Source organism: Hydrogenophaga pseudoflava NBRC 102511, from assembly GCF_001592285.1.
Classification (GTDB): Bacteria; Pseudomonadota; Gammaproteobacteria; order Burkholderiales; family Burkholderiaceae_C; genus Hydrogenophaga; species Hydrogenophaga pseudoflava.
This window is the reverse complement of record NZ_BCWQ01000018.1, coordinates 59,318-79,057: the sequence shown is the minus strand read 5'-3', so window position 1 is coordinate 79,057 and position 19,740 is coordinate 59,318. Positions and strand designations below refer to the sequence as shown.

Below are 19,740 nucleotides of genomic sequence, written 5' to 3'. Positions count from 1 at the left end.
GAAGGAGACACGCATGGACACGAGAGTTGCGAGCAAGAAGCTCGGCCTGAAGGAACGCTACGCCGCCATGACGCGCGGCCTGGGCTGGGAGACCAGCTACCAGCCGATGGACAAGGTGTTCCCGTACGACAAGTACGAGGGCATCAAGATCCACGACTGGGACAAATGGCAGGACCCGTTCCGCCTCACCATGGACGCCTACTGGAAGTACCAGGGCGAGAAGGAGAAAAAGCTCTACGCCGTCATCGAGGCCTTCGCGCAGAACAACGGCCAGCTCGGCGTGGCCGACGCGCGCTACGTCAACGCGCTCAAGCTGTTCATCCAGGGCGTGACGCCGCTGGAGTACTACGCGCACCGCGGCTTCGCCCACGTGGGTCGCCAGTTCACCGGTGAAGGCGCCCGCGTCGCGGCGCAGATGCAGTCCATCGACGAGCTGCGCCACTACCAGACCGAGACGCACGCGATCAGCCACTACAACAAGTACTTCAACGGCATGCACCACTCGAACCACTGGTTCGACCGCGTGTGGTACCTGTCGGTGCCCAAGAGCTTCTTCGAGGACGCCTGCACCGGCGGCCCGTTCGAGTTCCTCACCGCCGTCAGCTTCAGCTTCGAGTACGTGCTGACCAACCTGCTGTTCGTGCCCTTCATGAGCGGCGCGGCGCACAACGGCGACATGTCCACCGTGACCTTCGGCTTTTCGGCGCAGAGCGACGAGAGCCGCCACATGACGCTGGGCATCGAGTGCATCAAGTTCCTGCTGGAGCAGGACCCGGACAACGTGCCCATCGTGCAGCGTTGGATCGACAAGTGGTTCTGGCGCGGCTACCGCCTGCTGACCCTGGTCGCGATGATGCAGGACTACATGCTGCCCAAGCGCGTGATGAGCTGGAAGGAAGCCTGGGAGATGTACGCCGAAGAAAACGGCGGTGCCCTGTTCAAGGACCTGGCGCGCTACGGCATCCGCGAGCCCGCGGGCTGGAAGCAGGCCTGCGAAGGCAAGGACCACATCAGCCACCAGGCCTGGAACACCTTCTACAACTACAACGCCGCCGCGCCATTCCACACCTGGATTCCCAGCGACGAAGAAATGGCTTGGCTGTCGGAGAAGTACCCCGAGACCTTCGACCAGTACTACCGCCCGCGCTTCGAGTACTTCCGCGAGCAGCAGCAGGCCGGCAACCGCTTCTACAACAAGACGCTGCCGATGCTGTGCACCACCTGCCAGATCCCGATGCTGTTCACCGAAGAGGGTGACCCCAGCAAGATCTGCTACCGCGACAGCGACTACAAGGCCTACAAGTACCACTTCTGCAGCGACCACTGCAAGAGCATCTTCGACCACGAGCCCGAGAAGTACGTGCAGAGCTGGCTGCCGGTGCACCAGATCTACCAGGGCCACTGCTTCCCCGAAGGCACCGACCCGACCGCCGAGGGCTTCGACCCGCTGATGGCCGTGCTCAAGTACTACGAGATGGAAGTCGGCCGCGACAACTTCGACTTCGAAGGTTCGGAAGACCAGAAGAACTTTGCGATGTGGAAAGGAGACACGAAATGAGCGTCGTCGCCATCGCCCCCTACGAGTTCACGCCCAGGGATGTGCGCGAGAACTTCCCCGCCCCGCTGCTCTACATCGGCTGGGAAGACCACCTGATGTTCTGCGCCCCCTTCTGCCTGCCGCTGCCGCCGGACACCCCGTTCGGCGCGCTGTCGGCCGCGGTGCTGCCCGGCATCTACGGCTACCACCCGGACTTCGCCAAGATCGACTGGGCCCAGGTCGAGTGGAAGAAGAACGGCCAGCCCTGGACGCCCGACCCGGCCAAGTCGCTGGCCGAGAACGGCCTGGTGCACAAGGACGCGATCCGCTTCAGAACCCCTGGGCTCACAGGGATCAAAGGTTCGTTCAGCTGATCCGGCCATGAGCTACCAACTGACGATCGAGCCGCTGGGCGCGACCATCGAGGTCGAAGAAGGCCAGACGGTGCTGGACGCGGTGCTGCGGCAGGGTCTCTACCTGCCGCACGCCTGCGGCCACGGCCTCTGCGGCACCTGCAAGGTGCAGGTCTGCGATGGCGAGGTGGACCACGGCGCGGCCAACCCGTTCGCGCTGATGGACTTCGAGCGCGACGACGGCAAGACCCTGGCCTGCTGCGCCACGCTGCAGGCCGACACCACCATCGAGGCCGACATCGACGAGGAACCCGATGCGCGCGTGATCCCGGTGCGCGACTTCGCGGCCACGGTCAGCCGCGTCGAGGACCTCACGCCCACCATCAAGGCGATCCACCTGCAGCTGGACAAGGCCATCGACTTCCAGGCGGGGCAGTACGTGCAGGTGGAGATCCCGGGTGTGGGCAGCCGCGCCTTCTCGATCGCCAATCACCCCGCCGACGTGGCCGCCACGAAGGGCATCGAGCTCAACGTGCGCAAGCTGCCCGGCGGCGCCGGCACCACCTGGCTGCACGAGCAGCTCAAGGCCGGCGACCGCCTGCGCGTGGCCGGCCCCTACGGCCGCTTCTTCGTGCGCGAGTCGGCGCGCCAGCCGATGCTGTTCATGGCCGGCGGCTCGGGGCTGTCGAGCCCGCGCTCGATGATCGTGGACCTGCTTTCGCGCGGCTGCACGCTGCCGATCACCCTGGTCTACGGGCAGCGTTCCCGCGAGGAGCTGTACTACGACGCCGAGTTCCGCGCGCTCGCCGAACAGCACGCCAACTTCACGTACGTGCCGGCGCTCTCGCACGAGCCCGATGGCTCGGACTGGGACGGCTTCCGCGGCTTCGTGCACGAAGCGGCCAAGGCGCATTTCGGCGGCACCTTTTCGGGCCAGAAGGCCTACCTGTGCGGGCCGCCGCCCATGATCGAGGCCTGCATCTCCACCCTGATGCAGGGCCGTCTGTTCGAGCGCGACATCTACACCGAGAAGTTCCTCTCGGCGGCCGACGCGCAGGCCGCCCGCAGCCCGCTGTTCAGGCAGGTCTGAGGCCGTTGCCGCCCTTCGTTTCGCTCTTCCCATGCGCACGCACCACCTCCAGGAACATGGCCAGCACCGGCGACGGATCGCCGCGCCGGTAGAGGCAGCTCAGCTCCAGGTCCTTGAGGTGGCGGCTGCGCAAGGGCACGAACACCACGCCCGGCAGGCGCAGGCTGGCGGCCGACCGGGTGGCAATGGTCAGCCCGAAGCCGCTGGCCACCAGGGCCACGGCCGTCACCACGTCCTCGACGTCCTGCTCGACCGCCAGCCGCACGCCTTCCTGGCGGAAGGCCTCGGCCACTTCCTGCGCCAGCCCGTGGATGGCCTCGTTGGGGTAGAGGATCATGGGCAGCCCGTCGAGGTCGGCCATCCCGACCTGCTGGCGTTGCGCCAGCGGGTGCGCTTCGTGCATCGCCACCAGCAGCGGCTCGCGCAGCACCGACTCGACCACCAGGTCCGGCTCGGACGGGATCAGGCGGTTGAAGCCCACGCTGATGCGCCGTTCGCGCAGCGCCTGCAGCTGCTCGGACTTGGTGAGGTTGTGCAGCGCGATGCGCACCTCGGGCCGCTGCGCGTGGAATTTCGCGAGCACCCGGGGAATGACATCCAGCACGCCCGAGCCGTAGATGCCCACGTCGAGCTGTCCGGTCAGGCCCTGCGCCGCGCGCCGCGTGCGCTCGGCCGCGCGCTGCGCCAGGTGCAGCAGGTTGGGCACCTCGTCCAGCAGCGTCTGGCCCGCCTCGGTCAGCTCCACGCCGGCCGGCGTGCGCAGGAACAGCGGCGCACCCATCTCGTCTTCCAGCGCCTTGATCTGGCGCGACAGCGGCGGCTGCGCCATGTGCAGGCGCTCGGCCGCGCGGGTGAAGTTGCGCTCTTCGGCGACCGCCAGAAACTGGCGCATGTCCTTGAGATCCATGAGGCCTCCTGGTTCGGTTCGCAATACCTCACCAGTATAGGGTCGCAAAAATTCGGTATTGGACGGTATGGCCGCTCCACCCTATCTTTGGCAGCTGGAGCTGCTGCGTTGAAGAAGAACTGAGACATGTCCCTGTTTGACTCCCGCCCCAAGTTCGCCGTGCACGTCGCCCAGACGGACGAGACCTTTCCCTGCGCCGGCAATGAAAGCCTGCTCACCGGCATGGTCCGCCTGGGCCGCAAGGGCATCCCGGTGGGTTGCGTCAATGGCGGCTGCGGTGTCTGCAAGGTCCGCATCGTCGAGGGACAGATCAAGGCCCTGGGGCCGATCAGCCGCGCACACGTGACGCTCGACGAAGAGAACCAGGGCTACACGCTGGCCTGCCGCGTGGCGCCACAGACGCCGGTGAACCTCGAAGTGGCCGGCAAGTTGAGCAAACCGTTTTCCAAGGGGCGCGCAGAGTCTGCGACTGCCAGCCCTTCGATTCAGCAGCAGTAACCAACCACCAGGAGACACAACATGGGTGTGATGCGCATCGGGCACGCGAGCCTGAAAGTGATGGACATGGACGCCGCGGTCAAGCACTACGAAAACGTGCTCGGCCTCAAGACCACCATGAAAGACAAGGCCGGCAACGTCTACCTCAAGTGCTGGGACGAGTGGGACAAGTACTCACTGATCCTGACCCCGTCCGACCAGGCCGGCCTGAACCACGTGGCCTACAAGGTCGAGAAGGACAGCGACCTCGACGAGTTGCAGAAGAAGGTGGAAGCCTGGGGCGTGAAGACCACCGTGCTGCCCGAAGGCACCCTGCCGTCCACCGGCCGCATGCTGCAGTTCAACCTGCCCAGCGGCCACGAGATGCGCCTGTACGCCATGAAGGAGTACGTGGGCACCGAGGTCGGCACCACCAACCCCGACCCGTGGCCGGACGGCCTCAAGGGCTCGGGCGTGCACTGGCTGGACCACCTGCTGCTGATGTGCGAGATGAACCCCGAAGCCGGCATCAACACCGTGGCCGACAACACCCGCTTCATGACCGAGGCGCTGGACTTCTTCCTGACCGAGCAGGTGCTGGTCGGCCCCGAAGGCAACATGCAGGCCGCCACCTGGATGGCCCGCACCACCACGCCGCACGACATCGCCTTCGTGGGCGGCGCCAAGAGCGGCCTGCACCACATCGCCTTCTTCCTCGACTCGTGGCACGACGTGCTGAAGTCGGCCGACGTGATGGCCAAGAACAAGACCAAGATCGACGTCGCCCCGACGCGCCACGGCATCACCCGCGGCGAGACGATCTACTTCTTCGACCCCAGCGGCAACCGCAACGAGACCTTCGCCGGTCTGGGCTACCTGGCCCAGCGCGACCGCCCCGTGACCACCTGGACCGAAGACCAGCTGTGGAGCGGGATCTTCTATCACACCGGTGAAGCTGTTCCCAGCTTCACCGATGTGTACACCTGATCTCCCCCCTGCGCCGCTTCGCGGCTTCCCCCCTCTCTGGCGCGCCTGCGGCGCTTGGAGGGGGGACGGCACCTGAGGCCCGGCGAAGCCGGTTCCTCGGTGCCCCTCGAACTGGCTCCCCCTCCTTCTCATTGTTCTTCTGATGACAACCGCTCTTTCTGTTCCTTCTGCCGTCATCACCGCATCGGCGGCCTCTCTGGCCTGTCAGGCGGCGCTGGCGCATGCAGAGGCATTGGGCATTCGCATCAACGTGGCCGTGACCGATGCCTCGGGCACGCTCGCCGCCTTCTTGCGCATGCCCAATGCCTTTCTGCATTCGATCGACATCGCGATCGACAAGGCCTACACCGCGGCCAGCTTCGGCTTCCCCACCTCGCAGTGGGGCGGCGTGATCGGCGACGACGAGCTGCTGCGCATCGGCCTGAACCAGCGCCAGCGCCTGGTGCTGTTCGGTGGCGGCCTGCCCATCGTGGCCGACGGCCAGCGCATCGGCGGCATCGGCGTGTCCGGCGGCTCGGCCGAACAGGACGAAGCCTGTGCCCGCGCCGGCCTGAAGGCCCTGGGCCTCGACTGACTTTTCTTTTCCTTCCTCACGCACCATGAAACAGTTCCTGAACTTCATCAACGGCGAATTCGTCGCCACCGCCAAGACCTTCGAAAACCGCAACCCGGCCACCAATGAAGTGGTCGGCCAGGTGCACGAGGCCGGCCAGGCCGAGGTCGACGCGGCCGTGGCCGCGGGCCACGCCGCGCTCAAGGGCGAGTGGGGAAAGATGAGCGTGGTCAAGCGCGCCGAACTGCTGCACGCGGTGGCCGACGAAATCAACCGCCGCTTCGACGACTTCCTCGCCGCCGAACTGGCCGACACCGGCAAGCCGCGCTCGCTGGCTTCGCACATCGACATCCCGCGCGGCGCCGCCAACTTCAAGATCTTTGCGGACATCGTCAAGAACGTGCCGACCGAGAGCTTCCAGATGACCACGCCCGACGGCGGCACGGCCATCAGCTACGGCCTGCGCACGCCCCTGGGCGTGGTCGGCGTGATCTGCCCCTGGAACCTGCCGCTGCTGCTGATGACCTGGAAGGTCGGCCCGGCCCTGGCCTGCGGCAACACCGTGATCGTCAAGCCCTCGGAAGAGACGCCCGCCACCGCCACCCTGCTGGGCGAGGTGATGAACGCGGTCGGCATTCCCAAGGGTGTGTACCAGGTGCTGCACGGCTTCGGCCCTGGCTCGGCCGGCGAGTTCATCACCAAGCACCCGGGCGTCAACGGCATCACCTTCACCGGCGAAACCCGCACCGGCGAGGCCATCATGGCCGCGGCCGCCAAGGGCGTGCGCCCCGTCAGCTTCGAGCTGGGTGGCAAGAACGCCGGCATCGTGTTCGCCGACGCCGACTTCGACAAGGCCATCGCCGGCATCACGCGCAGCGCCTTCGAGAACTGCGGCCAGGTCTGCCTGGGCACCGAGCGCGTCTACGTGCAGCGCCCGATCTTCGACAAATTCGTCGCCGCGCTGAAGGAGAAGGCCGAGGGTCTGAAGATCGGCGGCCCCGACATGCCCGGCGTCGGCATCGGCCCGCTGATTTCGGCCGAACACAAGCAGAAGGTCATGGGCTACTACGCCAAGGCCAAGGCCGAGGGCGCGACCGTGATCACCGGCGGCGGCGAACCGGCCATGACGGGTGAGTACGCCCACGGCCACTTCGTGCAGCCCACCATCTGGACCGGCCTGCCCGAGAGCGCCAGCGTGATCCGCGAAGAGATCTTCGGCCCCTGCTGCCACATCGCCCCCTTCGACACCGAAGAGGAAGCCGTCGCACTGGCCAACGCCACCGACTACGGCCTGGCCACCACCGTCTGGACCCAGGATCTGGGCAAGGCCCACCGCATGGCCGCGGCCATCGAGGTCGGCCTGTGCTGGATCAACAGCTGGTTCCTGCGCGACCTGCGCACCGCCTTTGGCGGCGCCAAGGCCTCGGGCATCGGCCGCGAAGGCGGCGTGCATTCCCTGGAGTTCTACACCGAGCTCCGCAACGTCATGGTGAAGCTGTGAACGCGCCGCACAACCCCGAAATCGCCCGCAGCGTCCGCACGGGCAGCTTCAACAGCAACGTGCACGACCTCGGCAGCTCCAAGCCGGGCCAGCCGCCGGTGCTGTTCATCCACGGCTCCGGTCCGGGCGTGAGCGCCTGGGCCAACTGGCGCCTGGCGATGCCCGTCATCGCCCAGGACCGCCGCGTGATCGCGCCCGACATGGTGGGCTTCGGCTACTCCGACCGCCCGGCCGGCATCACCTACAACATGGACACCTGGGTCCAGCAGGCGCTGGACGTGATGGACGCCATGGGCGTGGAGCAGGCCGACGTGGTCGGCAACAGCTTCGGCGGCGCGCTCTCGCTGGCACTGGCCGTTCGCGCGCCGCAGCGCGTGCGCCGCCTGGTGCTCATGGGTTCCGTGGGTGTGCCCTTCCCGATCACGCCGGGCCTGGACGCGGTCTGGGGCTACGAGGCGTCGCTGGACAACATGAAGCGCATCATGGACGTGTTCGCCCACGATCGCTCCCTGGTCACCGACGAACTGGCCGAGCTGCGCTACCAGGCCAGCGTCCGCCCCGGCTTCCAGGAGTCGTTCTCGGCCATGTTCCCCGCCCCGCGCCAGCGCTGGGTCGACGCCATGGCCAGCCCCGAAGCCGCGATCCGCGCACTGCCGCACGAAACGCTCATCGTGCACGGCCGCGAGGACCAGGTGATCCCGCTGCAGACCTCGCTCACGCTGAGCCAGTGGATTCCCAACAGCCAGCTGCACGTGTTCGGCCACTGCGGCCACTGGACCCAGATCGAACACGCCGCGCGCTTCGTCCAGCTGGTGTCGAACTTCCTCGCCGAAGCCGACGCGCGGGCCGCCGCCTGACCTTTTTCACCCATCCGACACACACCATGGACAAACAGAAGATCCAGCAGTACGGCGACGAGCTCTACCAGTCGCTGCTCGACCGCCAGCCCGTCGCCCCGCTGACCGACCGCGAAGCGGACATCACCATCGAGGACGCCTACCAGATCCAGCTGCGCATGATCCAGCGCCGCCTGGACGCCGGTGAACATGTGGTCGGCAAGAAGATCGGCGTGACCAGCAAGGTCGTGATGGACATGCTCAAGGTCAACCAGCCCGACTTCGGCCACCTGCTCTCGGGCATGGTCTACAACGAAGGCCAGCCCATCTCCGTGAGCACCATGATCGCGCCCAAAGCCGAGGCCGAGGTCGCCTTCATCCTGGCGCGCGACCTCGAAGGCCCGGGCGTGACCGCGGCCGACGTGCTGCGCGCCACCGACTGCGTGATGCCCTGCTTCGAGATCGTCGACAGCCGCATCAAGGACTGGAAGATCAAGATCCAGGACACCGTGGCCGACAACGCGTCGTGTGGCGTGCTCACCCTCGGCGGCCTGCGCAAGAGCCCGCGCGACATCGACCTCGCGCTGGCCGGCATGGTGCTCGAAAAGAACGGCGAAATCATCAGCACGTCCTGCGGCGCTTCGGTGCAGGGCTCACCGGTCAACGCCGTGGCCTGGCTGGCCAACACGCTGGGCCGCCTGGGCATCGGCCTGAAGGCCGGCGACATCATCCTCTCGGGCTCGCAGTCTCCGCTGGTGCCCGTGGTCGCGGGCGACAGCCTGTACTGCAGCGTCGGCGGCCTCGGTGGCACGTCGGTGCGTTTCGTCGCCTGAGCGGGAAGGAACACCCACATGAAACTCGACAAGAACACCCTCGCCCAGCTGGCCGAACACCTGGAAAACGCCGAGCTGAAGGCGCACGACGTCACCAAGATCACCGACGACCACCCGAACATGGACTGGGACGACGCCTACGCGATCCAGGACCTGATCCGCGCGCGCAAGGAAGGCCGTGGCCACAAGACGGTGGGCCTCAAGTGCGGCCTGACCTCCTACGCCAAGATGAAGCAGATGGGCGTGGACACGCCGGTCTTCGGCTTCGTCAGCGACTACATGGCCTGCGCCGAAGGCAGCGACATCAAGACCTCCGAACTCATCCACCCCAAGGTCGAGGCCGAGATCTGCGTCGTCACCAAGGCGCCGCTCAAGGGCCCGGGCTGCCATGTCGGCGCCGTGATGGCCGCGATCGACTTCGTGATCCCCGGCGTGGAGATCATCGACAGCCGCTACCGCGACTTCAAGTTCGACCTCAAGAGCGTGATCGCCGACAACACCTCGGCCTCGCGCTTCGTGATCGGCGGCCGTGCCCGCCGCGTGGAGGAGCTGGACCTGCGCACGCTGGGCGTGGTGCTGGAGAAGAACGGCCAGATCGTGGCCATGGCCGCCGGCGCCGCCGTGATGGGCCACCCGGCCGCCGCCATCGCCGCCCTGGCCAACCACCTGGGCGCGCGCGGGCAGGAAATCCCGGCGGGCACTTTCATCATGACCGGTGGCGTGACCGAAGCCATCGCGGTGCAGGCCGGCGACAGCGTGAACGTGCGCTTCCAGGACCTGGGCACGGTGGGCATGCGCTTCGTCTGAGCACCACCCTGCGAAGCCTGCGCCCATGAACGCACCCGCCACCCCTTCGCGCGCCGTGACCGTGCTGGTCACGCGCCGGGTCGCGCCCGGTGCGGTGGCCGGCTTCGAGGCGGCCATGGCCGGCATGATCGATGCGGCAACCCACTTCCCCGGCCACCTGGGCGGACAGCTGGTGCGGCCCGGCGAGGCCGGCAGCGGCGACGAGCCCCTGCTCTACCACGTGGTGTTCGCGTTCGACAACGACGCGCACCTGGCTGCCTGGCAGGACTCGCCCGAGCGCTCGCACTGGCTGGCGCAGGTCGCGCCCCACACGGTCGGTGCGCAGGAGATGCGCCGCGTCAGCGGGCTGGACTACTGGTTCGCGCCAGCGGGCAGCACCACCAAGGCGCCGCCGCCGCGCTGGAAGGTGGCGGTCGTGACCTGGCTGGGCATCTTCCCCACCGTGCTGCTGCTGTTCCTCACCGTGGCGCCGCTGCTGGCCGACTGGCCGCTGGTGCCGCGCACCATGGTCATCACCGTGCTGGTGGTGGTCCTCATGACCTGGGTGGTGGCGCCGCGCCTGACCCGCTGGCTGGCCGGCTGGCTGCACGCCCGACCCTGAGCCCCGTTTTCCTTTTTTCTGGAGTCAACCCATGACGAAAAAAATCAAGTGCGCCCTGATCGGGCCCGGCAACATCGGCACCGACCTGCTGGCCAAGCTGCAGCGCAGCCCGGTGCTCGAACCCGTGTGGATGGTCGGCATCGACCCCAACTCCGACGGCCTCAAGCGCGCCAAGGAAATGGGCATCAAGACCACCGCCGAGGGCGTGGACGGCCTGATCCCGCACATGAAGGCCGACGGCGTGCAGATCGTGTTCGACGCCACCAGCGCCTACGTGCACGCCGAGAACTCGCGCAAGGTCAACGCGCAGGGCGCGATGATGATCGACCTCACGCCCGCGGCCATCGGCCCCTACTGCGTGCCGCCCGTCAACCTCAAGCAGCACGTCGGCCAACGCGAGATGAATGTGAACATGGTCACCTGCGGCGGCCAGGCCACCATCCCCATGGTCTACGCGGTCAGCCGCGTGCAGCCGGTGGCCTACGGCGAGATCGTGGCCACCGTGTCCAGCAAGTCGGTCGGCCCCGGCACGCGCAAGAACATCGACGAGTTCACCCGCACCACGGCCGGCGCGGTCGAGAAGGTGGGCGGCGCGAAAAAGGGCAAGGCCATCATCGTGATCAACCCGGCCGAGCCGCCGCTGATCATGCGCGACACGGTGCACTGCCTGGTCGAAGGCACGCCCGACGAGGCCGCCATCACCAAGAGCGTGCACGACATGATCAAGGAAGTGCAGAAGTACGTGCCGGGCTACAAGCTGGTCAACGGCCCGGTCTTCGACGGCCAGCGCGTCTCGGTCTTCATGGAGGTCGAGGGCCTGGGCGACTACCTGCCCAAGTACGCCGGCAACCTTGACATCATGACCGCCGCCGCCGCGCGCACCGCCGAGATGTTTGCCGAAGAAATTCTGAAGGGCGAGCTCGTGCTCGAACCAAGCATGGCCTAACCCCGGCGCCGCTTCGCGTCACCCCCTTGCAGGGGGCGCAGCCTGCAGCCCGGCAAAGCCGGTTCTGCGGCAGCCCTCGCAAAGACATCCGAAAGAGATTCACATGAGCACCAAAATCACCCTGCACGACATGACCCTGCGCGACGGGATGCACCCCAAGCGCCACCTGATGACGCTCGACCAGATGAAGAGCATCGCCTGCGGCCTCGACGCCGCCGGCGTGCCGCTGATCGAAGTCACGCACGGCGACGGCCTGGGCGGCTCCAGCGTCAACTACGGCTTCCCGGCCCACTCCGACGAGGAGTACCTGGGCACCGTGATCCCGCTGATGAAGCAGGCCAAGGTCTCGGCCCTGCTGCTGCCCGGCATCGGCACCGTCGACCACCTGAAGATGGCGCACGGCCTGGGCGTGCACACAATCCGCGTGGCCACGCACTGCACCGAAGCCGACGTGAGCGAACAGCACATCACCTACGCGCGCCAGCTCGACATGGACACCGTGGGCTTCCTGATGATGGCCCACATGAACAGCCCCGAAGGCCTGGTGAAACAGGCCAAGCTGATGGAGGGCTACGGCGCCAACTGCATCTACATCACCGACTCGGCCGGCTACATGCTGCCCGCCGATGTGAAGGCCCGCCTGCAGGCGGTGCGCGACGCGCTCAAGCCCGAGACCGAGCTGGGCTTCCACGGCCACCACAACCTGGCCATGGGCGTCGCCAACTCGGTCGCCGCGATTGAATGTGGCGCCACCCGCATCGACGCCGCCGCTGCCGGCCTGGGCGCGGGCGCGGGGAACACCCCCATGGAAGTGCTGGTCGCCGTGCTCGACCGCATGGGCGTGCAGACCGGGGTGGACGTCTGGAAGATCCAGGACGTGGCCGAAGACCTGGTCACCCCCATCATGGACTTCCCGATCCGCATCGACCGCGACGCGCTCACCCTGGGCTACGCCGGCGTGTACGGCAGCTTCCTGCTGTTCGCCAAACGCGCCGCGGTCAAGTACGGCCTGTCGGCGCGCGACATCCTGGTCGAGCTGGGCCGCAAGAAGATGGTCGGCGGCCAGGAAGACATGATCGAAGACACCGCCATGACCATGGCCCGCGAGCGCGACGCCCGCCAACAGAAAAAAGCCGCCTGAGGAACACAGCCCATGCAACGCAGAGATTTCATCGCCTCCGTGGGGGCCGGTCTGGCCCTGGCACCCACGGCCGGCTGGTCGCAGGACGCCTACCCCGCCCGCCCCGTCAAGCTCATCGTGCCCTTCCCGCCGGGTGGCCCCACCGACATCATGGGCCGCACCGCGGCCAAGGCCATGGGCGACGCCCTGGGCCAGTCCTTCGTGGTCGAGAACAAGGCCGGCGCGGGCGGCAACATCGGCACCGACGCGGTGGCCAAGGCCGCACCGGACGGCTACACCATCGGGCTGTCGGCCATCAGCAGCCTGGCCATCGCGCCCTACCTCTACGACAAGCTGCCGTTCCAGGTGGAAAAGGACTTCGCCCCGATCTCGCTGGTGGGCACCACGCCCTGCGTGATCGTCGTGCACCCGAGCGCACCGTTCGCCGACCTCAAGGGTCTGGTGGCCTACGCCAAGGCCAACCCGGGCAAGCTCGGCTACGCCACGTCCGGCATCGGCACCAGCAACCACCTGGCCGCCGAGCTGCTGCAGTCGGTGGCCGGCATCGAACTCACCAACATCCCCTACAAGGGGTCGAGCCAGATCGTGCCGGACCTGCTCTCGGGCACGGTGATCATGAGCATGGAAAGCTCGCTGGCCACCACGCTGCCGCACATCCGTGCGGGCAAGCTCAAGGCGCTGGCGGTCACATCGCCCACGCGCGCCGCCGCGCTGCCGGACGTGCCGACCGTGGCCGAGTCCGGTTACCCCGGCTTCGCGGTAGAGACCTGGTTCGGCCTGGTCGCCCCCGCCGCCACCCCGGCCGCCCTCGTGCAGAAGCTGCACGACGCCTGGGCCAAAGGCGCCAAGACCGCCGAGGCCCAGGCCGCGTTCGACAACATCTCCGGCAACCTGCGCGTCACCACGCCCCAGGAGTTCGGCGCCTTCATCAAGGCCGAGAACAACCGCTGGGGTGCCCTGATCCGCAAGCTGGACATCAAAGCCAACTGACCCAGGAGACCACCACCATGCCGTTCGCACAGATCTACATACTCGAAGGCCGCACCCCCGAGCAGAAGAAGGCCGTGATCGAGAAGGTCACCCAGGCGCTGCACGAGGCGACCGACGCGAAGAAGGAAACCATCCGCGTCTGGATCCACGAAATGCCCAAGGAGAACTGGGGCATCGCGGGCGTCAGCGCCAAGGACCTCGGGCGCTGACCGCGGCGAAGGCCGCCGCAGCCGGGTGGTGACAATGGCGCACACCCTGTTCACCACACCCCGAGGAGAAAGCCCTTGACCGCTGCCCACCTGTCGCTGGCCGAACACGCCGCCCGCCTGCGCCGCCGCGAGCTGACCGCGGTGGCGCTGGTCGACACCTGCGCACAACACCACGCGCGCACGGAACACCGGCTCAACGCCTACAAGACCTGGGACGGCGTGCGCGCCCGCAGCACCGCCGCGGCGGTCGACACCCTGCTGGACCAGGGTCTGGACCTGGGCCCGCTGATGGGCCTGCCGGTGTCGGTGAAGGACCTGTACGGCGTGCCCGGCCTGCCGGTGTTTGCGGGCAGCGACGAGGCCCTGCCCGAGGCCTGGCAGGCGGCCGGACCGCTGGTCGCGCGGCTGCAGCGGCAGCTGGGCATCGTGGTCGGCAAGACGCACACGGTCGAGTTCGCGTTCGGGGGTCTTGGCGTCAACGCCCACTGGGGCACGCCCCGGAACCCCTGGTCGCCCCACGAGCACCGCGTGCCGGGCGGGTCCAGCGCGGGCGCGGGCGTCTCGCTGGCGCAGGGCAGCGCCCTGCTGGCGCTGGGCACCGACACCGCGGGTTCGGTGCGCGTGCCCGCGTCCATGACCGGGCAGGTGGGCCTGAAGACCACGGTGGGGCGCTGGCCGGTCGAGGGCATCGTGCCCCTGTCGTCCTCGCTCGACACCGCGGGCGTGCTCACCCGCACGGTGGACGACCTGGCCTACGCCTTCGCCGCGCTCGACCCCGAGCACGCGGGCCAGCCCGCGCCGCCCCCGGCGCGCCTGCAGGGCCTGCGCATCGGTGTGCCGACCAACCACTTCTGGGACGACATCGACCCGAGCATCGGCGCGGTGGTGGACGCCACCATCGAACGCCTCGCGCAGGCCGGCGCACAGGTGGTCCGCCTCCCGCTGCCGCACTGCGAAGAGGCCTTCGACATCTTCCGCCGCGGCGGCCTCGCGGCGTCCGAACTCGCGGCCTACCTCGACCTGCACTTCCCGCACAAGGTGGAGCGCCTGGACCCGGTGGTGCGCGACCGCGTGCGCTGGGCCGAGCAGGTGTCGTCGGTCGAGTACCTGCGGCGCAAGGCCGTGCTGCAGCGCTGCGGCGCGGGCGCGGCGCGGGTGTTCGACGACGTCGACGTATTGCTCACGCCCACCGTGCCCGCCTCGCCGCCGCGGCTGGCCGACATCGGCACGGTGGAGACCTACGCGCCGGCCAACATGAAGGCCATGCGCAACACCGCCATCAGCAACCTGTTCGGCTGGTGCGCGCTGACCATGCCCGTGGGCCTCGACGCCAACCGCATGCCGGTGGGCCTGCAGCTGATGGGGCCACCGCACGCCGAGGCGCGGCTGATCGGCATCGCGCTCGGCATCGAAACCCTGATCGGCCAGGGCCACGCGCTGCTGGGCACGCCGCCCGACCTGCCGTAGCCGGCGCGCCCCACCCTCAACCCCTTCCAGGCGGAGCCCCCATGACCCAGACCCCCGCCCAACTCGCCGAAGCCATCTGGGCCGCCCGCCAGGCGGGGCACACGCTGGACGCCGACGCCACCCTCGGCTCGCCCGACCTCGCCACCGCCTACGCCATCCAGCGCGCGCTGCTCGCGCTGCGCCTCGCCGCCGGCGAGCGCGTGGTCGGCTGGAAGCTGGGCTACACGTCCGAGGTGATGCGCCGCCAGATGGGTATTGACCGGCCCAACTTCGGGCCGCTGACCGACTGGATGCTGCTCGGTTCGGGCGACGCGGTGGACGAGCGCCTGGTGCAGCCGCGCGTGGAACCAGAGATCGGGCTGCGCCTGAAGACCCCCCTCGACGCACGGCACGTGCCCGTCGACCGCCACCGTGTGGCCGCCGCCGTGGAAGGCGCCTACGCCTGCCTCGAAGTCGTGCACTCCACCTGGACCGGCTACCGCTTCAACCTCGAACAGAACACCGCCGACAACTCGTCCGCCGGCCAGGTGGTCGTTGGGCCGCGCCTGCCCGTGACCGACCTGATGACGCTCGACACCGTGGCGGTGCGCCTGTGCGATGGGGACCGCACGCTGGGCCAGGGTGTGGGCGCCGACGCCGATGGCCACCCGCTGGACGCGGTGGCGCGGCTGGTGCGGGAACTGGCTGCGAATGGTCAGCGACTGGAGGCGGGTGATCTGGTGATCACGGGTGGGCTGACCGCGGCTTGTGTGCTGGAGGTTGGTGGGCAGTTGGTGGGGGTGTTTACAGCGGGGGACGTGTGGTCGGTAGAGGTGCCTGTGCGGCGCCCATGAGAGACACCTGATAGGCACGGCTCGCCGGCATATCAACCCGATCAACGAACAGCTCCATCAAAGACGCCAAAGCAGCGAAAGCCGCCCTCCGCCTGTACCCGACCCCTTCAGCGACAATTCACCCACGACTCCTGGAACCCCAATGATCGAAGGCTTGGTAACCGGCACCCTGATAGGCCGTGCTGAAGAAAGACAGGGCAAGCATGACAGTGCCTTTGTGCTCGTCAAAGTGAAGACTCAATCCGGCGAGGGCGAGAGCTTGATCGTCAATGTGATTGCCTTCGCAGCCGAAGCCCGTTTCGCCTTGCTGGCGCTAGACGAGGGAGACACGGTGGCAGTTTCCGGCGCGCTGACGCCAAAGGTCTGGACCGACAAGCAGGGCAACACGCGGCCGGCGCTGGACCTGGTGGCAAGCCAAGTACTTTCGATCTACCACGTGAACCGCAAGCGCGCGGTTACGGGCGGCAACTCCCTGCCGTAGCAGACATTCGTGGGGGTGAAACCAAGTGACTGCCACCTGCCTTGTGCGGACATCGGTCGCAATCAAATGAAGCACTGATACGGGTCGGAGCCGAGCTGACTGCGCAAGCCCTTTCGCAAATAACTGTATGCATGCACAGTTTCGCAGTGCGATCTTGCACGCCACACCCACTCAAGGACCCCACATGCTCGACCACATGACGTTTCGCGTGACGGACATCGCCAAGGCCAAGGCGTTCTACAGCGCGGCCTTGGCGCCGCTGGGTTACAGCGTCTGTTTTGAAGGGAACTACGGTTCCAACATCCTCGGCCTGGCCTACCCGGACGCCGCCGAGCCCGACGGCAAGAAGGCCGATGTCTGGTTCATCGACGGGCCTTCGCCCTACGGCGGGCCGGCGGCCACTTCGGGTTGCCATCTGGCGTGGCGCGCACAAAGCCGCGCACAGGTGGACGCCTTCTACAAGGCGGCGATGGCGGCCGGCGGCAAGGACAACGGCGCGCCGGGCCTGCGCCCGGACTACCACCCCAACTACTACGGCGCCTTCGTGATCGACCCCGAGGGCAACAACATCGAAGCCGTCTGCCACCTGCCGGAGTGAGCGGCGCCGGGTTCAGCCCCCTTCGGGCGCGCTGAAGATGTCCACGATGGAGCGCCGCAGCCAGGTGACCGCGGGATCGCGGTGCACCCGGGTGTGCCACTGCAGGGTGATGGCCATCTCGGGGCTGTCGATGGGCAGCGGGCGCACCACCAGCTGTGTGCGCCCGAACGTGATGGCGCTCACCAGGCGGCTTGGCAGGGTCAGCAACAGGTCGGACTCGCTGAGCACCGAGGCCAGACCCAGGGCGTGGGCGGCGGTGAAGGTGACGTGCCGCTTCTGGTTCTGCGTCTGCAGCACCTTGTCCAGCACCTGGCGCAGCAGCTGGTAGCTGACACCACCGGGGCGGTAGTCGAGGTGCCTCGCGTTCAGGTAGGCGCTGCGGGTCAGCTTGCGCCGGGACAGCGGGTGGTCCTCCCGCATGAGCACCACAAAGGTCTCTTTGAACAGCACCTGCCGGTGAAAGTCGAGACCGAACGCCGGCCAGTTGCCGAACACCATATCGATCGAGCCGCCCTCCATGCCCCTGCGCCCGTCCTCGGGGCTTGCATCCACGGTCTCGAAGCGCACGTTCGACGCCAGGGGTGACAACCGGGCCAGCAGCCGCGGCATCAGGACCACCTGGGCCAGGTCGCTGGCCATGATGCGAAACAGGCGGCTGGACTGCTCCGGGTCGAACCCGGTCGTGCTGGTCAGGGCGGATTCGATGTCCGCCATGCCGGGCGCAATCAGGTCGATCAGTTCCTGCGCACGGGCCGTGGCCTGCATGCCGTCGGCGCAACGGACAAACAACGGGTCGGAGAACGAGGTGCGCAAGCGCCGCAGGGCATTGCTCACGCCCGACTGGGTCATGCCCAGTTCTTCGGCGGCCTTGGACGCACTCCGGGTTGCGTGCACGGCACACAGGACGCGCAACAGATTCAGGTCGATCTCGGGCTTCATTTCAGTATTTTCACTGGAAATACTCACCATCATCGTCCGTCATTTGCCTCGGGCGCGAGCCGCCAGTAGATTTGAAAGGAGCAAAACAAGGAGACAGCAGTGATCGAACTCAGAGACATTCACTACGTGCGCGTGGGAACCCGCGACCTGGACGGTGCACAAAAATTCTGCACAGAAATAGTGGGTCTGCAGGCCGTGGAGCACACCAAAGACCGCCTCTACCTGAAGAGCGACGCGCGCCACCACACGGTCTGCTACTTCGACGGAGACCCCGGCGACCACACGGTGGCTTTTGAACTCAAGGACTGGACCCAGTTGGGCGCGGCGCTTGAACGGCTGCAGTCGGCGGGTGTGCCTTGCGGCGCGGGCACCACCGAAGAGGCGGCGGACCGGCATGTGGAGGCCTTCATCTGGTTCAACGACCCCACCGGCAACCGCATCGAAATCGTCGCCCGTCCCCACGACGCGGGCAAGCGCTTCTTCCCTTCGCGCGATGCGGGCCTGATCGGCTTCGGACACGTGGGGCTGTGCACCACCGATCCCGCCCGTGACCAGAACTTCTGGATGAGTCACTTCAACACCATGATCAGTGACTGGATCGGCCCCTGCCCCCTGCTGCGGGTCAACCCCCGCCACCACCAGATGGCGCTGTTTGCATCGCAGCGCAAAGGCATCCAGCACATCAACTTCCAGGTGGCCGAAATCGACGACATCATGAAGGCGTGGTACTTCCTGAAGAGTCAGGACGTCCGCATCGTCTTCGGGCCTGGCCGCCACCCCACGTCGGGCGGCAACTTCGTCTACTTCGAGGGCCACGACGAGGTCATCTTCGAATACTCCAACAGCGACCGGAACATCGTCGGCGACCTGTCGAACTACCGCCCCCGCCAGTTCCCGCTGCACCCCACGTCGTTCTGCATGTGGGGTTCCAAGCCGGACATCGCGGAGTTCCGGGATTGAGGCCCGCACCCGAAGACGCACAGCTGACCGTTCGCCGGATGGCGCGCGCGCTGGGACAGAACGGCCTGTCCGGCCCGTTCGGGCATTGCAGCGTGCGGCTGGACGATGAGCGCTTCCTGGTGTGTGCGCCCCGGCCGATGGCCCTGATCCGGGCGGGAGAGCCCGGCACGGTCGTGGACATCGCCGGTGAGCTGCCGCCCGATGTGCTGGGCGAGGTCCGCATCCACCAGCAGCTCTACCGCCGGCGGCCCGGGGTGGGCGCCATCTGCCGCTTCATCTCGCCGCAGATCACCGCCCTGGCCGCGCTCGGCAAGACGCCCCGGGCCCGTCATGGCTTCGGCAGCTACTTCGCGGCCGGCGTTCCGATGTGGTCCGGCGCGGCGCTGATCCGCAACGATGCCGCGGCCGAGCAGGCCGCAGCGCTGATGGCGGAGCAGCCGGCGCTGTTCCTCAACGTGAACGGCGCCGTGACGGCCGCCGCGACGCCGGAACGCGCGGTGGCGCTGGCCTACTTTCTGGAAGACGCCGCGCGCGTGGAGCTCGCCGCCCTGTCCGCCGGGCTGGCCGACACCGGCCCCGTGCTGGCGGGCGATGTGGCGGCCGAGCGCGCGACCTGGAACGGCCGCATCGCCGAACGTGTGTGGGAGTTCCTGCTCAGGAACGACCCCGAACCCCTTGCTTTCTAACCACAAAG

Annotated in this window: 23 protein-coding genes; 21 read left to right on the top strand and 2 right to left on the bottom strand. The window is 67.6% G+C overall.

Annotated elements, in window-relative coordinates; translation table 11 throughout:
* The first annotated feature begins 13 nt into the window (after positions 1-13).
* Genes HPS01S_RS19490 through HPS01S_RS19480 form a run of 3 tightly spaced genes read left to right on the top strand, consistent with a single transcriptional unit; the run spans position 14 to position 2,980 of the window.
* Complete coding sequence (locus tag HPS01S_RS19490; RefSeq protein WP_066160091.1) at positions 14-1,558, top strand: aromatic/alkene/methane monooxygenase hydroxylase/oxygenase subunit alpha; 1,545 nt, start codon at positions 14-16, stop codon at positions 1,556-1,558.
* On the top strand, positions 1,555-1,911 hold the full coding sequence (locus HPS01S_RS19485; protein ID WP_066160088.1) for a phenol hydroxylase subunit P4: 357 nt from the start codon (positions 1,555-1,557) through the stop codon (positions 1,909-1,911). Before HPS01S_RS19490 ends, HPS01S_RS19485 begins: the two co-directional genes overlap by 4 nt.
* A 7-nt stretch (positions 1,912-1,918) precedes the next feature.
* Positions 1,919-2,980, top strand: a complete 1,062-nt coding sequence (locus HPS01S_RS19480; RefSeq protein ID WP_066160084.1) for an NADH:ubiquinone reductase (Na(+)-transporting) subunit F — start codon at positions 1,919-1,921, stop codon at positions 2,978-2,980.
* On the opposite strand, the gene HPS01S_RS19475 is transcribed toward HPS01S_RS19480, so the two are convergent.
* Positions 2,967-3,887 carry a LysR family transcriptional regulator gene (locus HPS01S_RS19475; RefSeq protein ID WP_066160082.1) on the bottom strand — a complete coding sequence of 307 codons (921 nt, stop codon included), beginning with the start codon at positions 3,885-3,887 and terminating at the stop codon, positions 2,967-2,969. The two genes, HPS01S_RS19480 and HPS01S_RS19475, sit on opposite strands and share 14 nt — an antisense overlap.
* 126 nt (positions 3,888-4,013) lie before the next feature.
* Here HPS01S_RS19475 and HPS01S_RS19470 point away from each other — a divergent pair, with 126 nt between their 5' ends.
* The 16 genes from HPS01S_RS19470 (at position 4,014) to HPS01S_RS19395 (ending at position 17,147) form a co-directional block, all read left to right on the top strand.
* Entirely contained in the window at positions 4,014-4,385 is a 372-nt protein-coding gene (locus tag HPS01S_RS19470; RefSeq protein ID WP_008328848.1) for a 2Fe-2S iron-sulfur cluster binding domain-containing protein, read from the top strand.
* A gap of 21 nt (positions 4,386-4,406) precedes the next feature.
* On the top strand, positions 4,407-5,351 hold the full coding sequence (locus HPS01S_RS19465) for a catechol 2,3-dioxygenase (protein WP_066160077.1): 945 nt from the start codon (positions 4,407-4,409) through the stop codon (positions 5,349-5,351).
* Between the two features lie 142 nt (positions 5,352-5,493).
* A complete protein-coding gene (locus tag HPS01S_RS19460; RefSeq protein WP_066160073.1) occupies positions 5,494-5,925 on the top strand; it encodes a GlcG/HbpS family heme-binding protein in 432 nt (143 codons plus the stop codon).
* Positions 5,926-5,950: 25 nt separating this feature from the next.
* A complete protein-coding gene (locus HPS01S_RS19455; protein WP_066160070.1) occupies positions 5,951-7,405 on the top strand; it encodes a 2-hydroxymuconic semialdehyde dehydrogenase in 1,455 nt (484 codons plus the stop codon).
* Positions 7,402-8,262, top strand: coding sequence for an alpha/beta fold hydrolase (locus HPS01S_RS19450; RefSeq protein WP_066160068.1), 861 nt, complete (start codon positions 7,402-7,404; stop codon positions 8,260-8,262). The genes HPS01S_RS19455 and HPS01S_RS19450 overlap by 4 nt, the downstream gene beginning before the upstream one ends.
* A 26-nt stretch (positions 8,263-8,288) precedes the next feature.
* Positions 8,289-9,074, top strand: coding sequence for a 2-oxopent-4-enoate hydratase (gene dmpE / locus HPS01S_RS19445; RefSeq protein ID WP_066160065.1), 786 nt, complete (start codon positions 8,289-8,291; stop codon positions 9,072-9,074).
* A gap of 18 nt (positions 9,075-9,092) precedes the next feature.
* Positions 9,093-9,881, top strand: coding sequence for a 2-oxo-3-hexenedioate decarboxylase (gene dmpH / locus HPS01S_RS19440; protein ID WP_066160063.1), 789 nt, complete (start codon positions 9,093-9,095; stop codon positions 9,879-9,881).
* Between the two features lie 25 nt (positions 9,882-9,906).
* Positions 9,907-10,482 (top strand): antibiotic biosynthesis monooxygenase, encoded by a 576-nt coding sequence (locus tag HPS01S_RS19435; RefSeq protein WP_066160060.1) that lies wholly within the window; start codon positions 9,907-9,909, stop codon positions 10,480-10,482.
* A 31-nt stretch (positions 10,483-10,513) separates the two neighbouring features.
* Positions 10,514-11,428, top strand: coding sequence for an acetaldehyde dehydrogenase (acetylating) (locus HPS01S_RS19430; RefSeq protein ID WP_066160056.1), 915 nt, complete (start codon positions 10,514-10,516; stop codon positions 11,426-11,428).
* Between the two features lie 103 nt (positions 11,429-11,531).
* Positions 11,532-12,569 (top strand): 4-hydroxy-2-oxovalerate aldolase, encoded by a 1,038-nt coding sequence (dmpG, locus tag HPS01S_RS19425; RefSeq protein WP_066160053.1) that lies wholly within the window; start codon positions 11,532-11,534, stop codon positions 12,567-12,569.
* A 12-nt stretch (positions 12,570-12,581) separates the two neighbouring features.
* Complete coding sequence (locus HPS01S_RS19420; protein ID WP_066160050.1) at positions 12,582-13,559, top strand: Bug family tripartite tricarboxylate transporter substrate binding protein; 978 nt, start codon at positions 12,582-12,584, stop codon at positions 13,557-13,559.
* On the top strand, positions 13,517-13,768 hold the full coding sequence (thmT, locus tag HPS01S_RS19415) for a 2-hydroxymuconate tautomerase (protein WP_255284263.1): 252 nt from the start codon (positions 13,517-13,519) through the stop codon (positions 13,766-13,768). The genes HPS01S_RS19420 and thmT overlap by 43 nt, the downstream gene beginning before the upstream one ends.
* Before the next feature lie 75 nt (positions 13,769-13,843).
* Positions 13,844-15,235: an amidase gene (locus tag HPS01S_RS19410; protein WP_066160047.1), complete on the top strand. Its 1,392-nt coding sequence runs from the start codon at positions 13,844-13,846 to the stop codon at positions 15,233-15,235.
* A gap of 41 nt (positions 15,236-15,276) precedes the next feature.
* Entirely contained in the window at positions 15,277-16,068 is a 792-nt protein-coding gene (locus tag HPS01S_RS19405; protein ID WP_066160044.1) for a 2-keto-4-pentenoate hydratase, read from the top strand.
* Between the two features lie 142 nt (positions 16,069-16,210).
* Positions 16,211-16,549, top strand: coding sequence for a single-stranded DNA-binding protein (locus tag HPS01S_RS19400; RefSeq protein ID WP_066160041.1), 339 nt, complete (start codon positions 16,211-16,213; stop codon positions 16,547-16,549).
* Positions 16,550-16,733: 184 nt separating this feature from the next.
* Positions 16,734-17,147, top strand: coding sequence for a VOC family protein (locus tag HPS01S_RS19395; protein ID WP_066160039.1), 414 nt, complete (start codon positions 16,734-16,736; stop codon positions 17,145-17,147).
* A 12-nt stretch (positions 17,148-17,159) separates the two neighbouring features.
* On the opposite strand, the gene HPS01S_RS19390 is transcribed toward HPS01S_RS19395, so the two are convergent.
* Positions 17,160-18,086 carry a LysR family transcriptional regulator gene (locus HPS01S_RS19390; protein WP_066160036.1) on the bottom strand — a complete coding sequence of 309 codons (927 nt, stop codon included), beginning with the start codon at positions 18,084-18,086 and terminating at the stop codon, positions 17,160-17,162.
* A gap of 99 nt (positions 18,087-18,185) precedes the next feature.
* On the opposite strand from HPS01S_RS19390, the gene HPS01S_RS19385 reads away from it, so the two are divergent.
* Complete coding sequence (locus HPS01S_RS19385; RefSeq protein WP_066160033.1) at positions 18,186-19,046, top strand: VOC family protein; 861 nt, start codon at positions 18,186-18,188, stop codon at positions 19,044-19,046.
* Positions 19,043-19,732, top strand: a complete 690-nt coding sequence (locus tag HPS01S_RS19380) for a class II aldolase/adducin family protein (RefSeq protein WP_255284260.1) — start codon at positions 19,043-19,045, stop codon at positions 19,730-19,732. Before HPS01S_RS19385 ends, HPS01S_RS19380 begins: the two co-directional genes overlap by 4 nt.
* Positions 19,733-19,740 lie beyond the last annotated feature (8 nt).